The 2,903-nt window shown below is 43.3% G+C and carries 3 protein-coding genes; 2 read left to right on the top strand and 1 reads right to left on the bottom strand.

The genetic code is table 11. The features are described from left to right. The coding region (locus VE944_RS06735) for a calcium-binding protein (RefSeq protein WP_414690106.1) at nucleotides 1-442 on the bottom strand (442 nt) is incomplete at its 3' end. A 315-nt stretch (nucleotides 443-757) separates the two neighbouring features. On the opposite strand from VE944_RS06735, the gene VE944_RS06730 reads away from it, so the two are divergent. Beyond that, on the top strand, nucleotides 758-1,162 hold the full coding sequence (locus VE944_RS06730) for a thiol-disulfide oxidoreductase DCC family protein (RefSeq protein ID WP_324974131.1): 405 nt from the start codon (nucleotides 758-760) through the stop codon (nucleotides 1,160-1,162). Nucleotides 1,163-1,422: 260 nt separating this feature from the next. Beyond that, on the top strand, nucleotides 1,423-2,903 hold a 1,481-nt coding region (gene treZ, locus VE944_RS06725), incomplete at its 3' end, for a malto-oligosyltrehalose trehalohydrolase (protein WP_324974134.1).

Below are 2,903 nucleotides of genomic sequence, written 5' to 3'. Positions count from 1 at the left end.
CATCGCCCTTAATGGTGTCATTGTTAATTGTGCCGATAACATTGTCAAAGTTGACTACATTAAATGTCAATGTTCCCAAACCAGGAACGTTGAGGGCAGAGATAGTTTGGGCTTCTAAGTCAGCGATCGCTGCTACCCCAGACAAAGATTGAGACGCATCTATAGTGTTGTTGGCAACAGTGGCATCAGCAATAACCCTTTCTACTTTAAAGACTGTGTCTGTTCCCAAACCACCAGCTTTAGTAATTGTTCCTACACCTGAGAGGGTGATGCTTTTACCTAGGCTGCTGTAGTCTACGGTATCAAAGCCATCTCCACCGTCAATGTTGTCGTTACCACTACTAGCGATAATTACGTCATCTCCATTCAGTGCATTAATTAGATCGTTGTTGGGGGTACCGTTAAGAACATCGTTTAGAGAGGTTCCAGTGATATTAGCCATACTTGTTTATAAGGTAATTGGTGTTTTAAGTTACAAGGCATGAAAATTAAAGATATACTTACGTGTCGCCAGCATTCAGTATTTTCCTGTCTCTATGTGTGTATGATAAAAGACTATTTAGTAAAAAAATATAAATCTATAATGTTTTTTTTGTTAAAAAAGAATAATGAAATAATGAAGGTTAATCTGTTTTTTTGTGTTGAGGTAGATGAGATTATTTACTACTACGTTACTCAGGTAAGAGCGATCGCCACTGTTTTCTAAGCTAGAATACCAAAGTTGCATTTATACATATCTGACAACTCAGTTATTTTTATGAATTACTACGTAATCTACGACGGGAATTGTAATCTCTGCGTTACCTTAGTGCAATCGCTAGAAACTTTAGACCAAGGAAAGCTGTTTCGCTACAGTCCTATGCAAGATGAGCAGACACTTTTACGGTGGGGAATTACAGCTCAAGACTGTGAACAAGGGATGATTTTAATTGATGCCAATGAACCTCAAAGACGTTGGCAAGGTAGTAACGCCGCAGAAGAAATTGGGCGATTATTGCCAGCAGGAAGTATATTTGTAGACGCTTATCGAGCTTTACCGGGGATGAAATGGGCAGGTGATCGCTTTTATGAACAAATCCGCGATAATCGCTACACCATATTTGGTAAGCGTTCTAATACATATCAATCGGCATACTGTGTGGATGGTAGCTGCAAGCCGTAGGGGTGAATAGCCGTGCTAGCCTACGAATGCACCGTTTTTTCTCCGTCATTTCTCCCACATTTGTCATTAGACTGAATTTGTTCTGGTCAAAAATCCGCCTCCAGGTGCTAGCAAAAACTCTGCTAGACCAACCATTATGCTATCTGGCGTGTTTGTAAATATTGTGCAATCAATGACATTTGCGATCGCCTATGGCGGGCGGGTACGCCATCGCGCCACGATTCGGCACAACAAAACTGGAACTGATGGGAGGATACTGCGTGAGAATAGGTGCTAACTACTTGGGTAACGGAGAGTGTGAATTTACAGTTTGGTCTCCGCTATTAGAGAGCGTCACTGTACAAATTTTGACGCCAGAACAGCAGTTAATTCCGCTCAAGCCTCAGTCTGAGGGATACTGGCAAACGAAAGTCAACGATGTATATCCAGGCACGCTTTATCGGTATGTCTTAAATGGGCAAGACGCTTTTGCCGATCCCGCGTCGCAGTATCAGCCGGAAGGGGTGCATGGGCCGTCGCAAATTGTCGATCAAAACTTTGATTGGACTGATGAAGGGTGGACTGGGATTCCTGTGGAGTCGATGATTTTCTATGAAGTTCACGTTGGCACATTCACGCCTGAAGGAACTTTCACCGCTATTATTCCCCGTTTACCGGAACTGAGAGAACTGGGAATTAACGCCATTGAAATCATGCCCATCTCCCAGTTTCCGGGAGATACCCATATTGAAGCTTCTCTTGCATACCGCAACTGGGGTTATGACGGCGTTTACCCTTATGCTGTCCAAAATTCCTATGGTAGCCCAGCCGAACTGAAGCAACTGGTAAATGCTTGCCACCAACACGGAATTGCCGTAGTGCTGGATGTGGTGTATAACCACTTTGGGCCAGAAGGCAACTATATGAGTCAGTTCGCGCCCTACTTTACTAAAACCTATAAAACACCTTGGGGCGAAGCGCTGAATTTCGACGATGCCCATAGTCAAGGTATGCGAAATTATTTTATTGAAAATGCGCTTTACTGGTTGCGCGAGTTCCACATTGATGCATTGCGGCTGGATGCCGTTCAAGCAATTTACGACTTGGGGGCGAAGCATTTTCTGTGGGAACTAGCGGAAGCAGTTCATCATTTTTCACAACAAGGGCAAAAATGGAAACGCCATCTAATTGCTGAAAGTGATATGAATAATCCGCAAATAATTCGTCCAGCAGAATTAGGTGGATATGGTCTTGATGCCCAGTGGAGTGATGATTTTCACCATTCATTACACGCACTGTTGACAGGCGATCGCCAAGGATATTATCAAGATTTTGGGCAAGTAGCTCAGTTGGCAAAAGCTTATGAAGATACTTTTGTCTACGATTGGAAGTACGCACCACACCGCAAACGATTTCATGGCGTATCTTGCCGCGATCGCCCCCTATCACAATTTACAATTTGTATTCAGAATCACGATCAAATCGGCAATCAAATGAAAGGAGAACGCCTCAGCCAGCGAATCTCTTTTGAGGGATTAAAATTAGCTGCTGGCGCTGTGTTGCTCTCACCTAATTTACCCCTGTTGTTCATGGGAGAAGAATACGGCGAAACAGCACCCTTTATTTATTTTGTCAGTCACTCCGATCCAGATTTAATTCAAGCAGTTCGAGCCGGACGCAAAGAAGAATTTGAAGCATTTCACTATGCAGATGATCCCCCAGATCCCGAATCAGCAGAAACTTTCCTAAAGTCTAAACTCAA

This window comes from Nostoc sp. (assembly GCF_035638895.1).
Lineage (GTDB): Bacteria > Cyanobacteriota > Cyanobacteriia > Cyanobacteriales > Nostocaceae > Nostoc.
Note: the sequence above shows the minus strand (reverse complement) of the source record. Positions and strands in the feature narration are given on the sequence as shown.

Coding starts and splice junctions, on each gene's coding strand:
- VE944_RS06730 (WP_324974131.1), top strand. CDS start 758: ATGAATTACTACGTAATCTACGACGGGAATTGTAATCTCTGCGTTACC.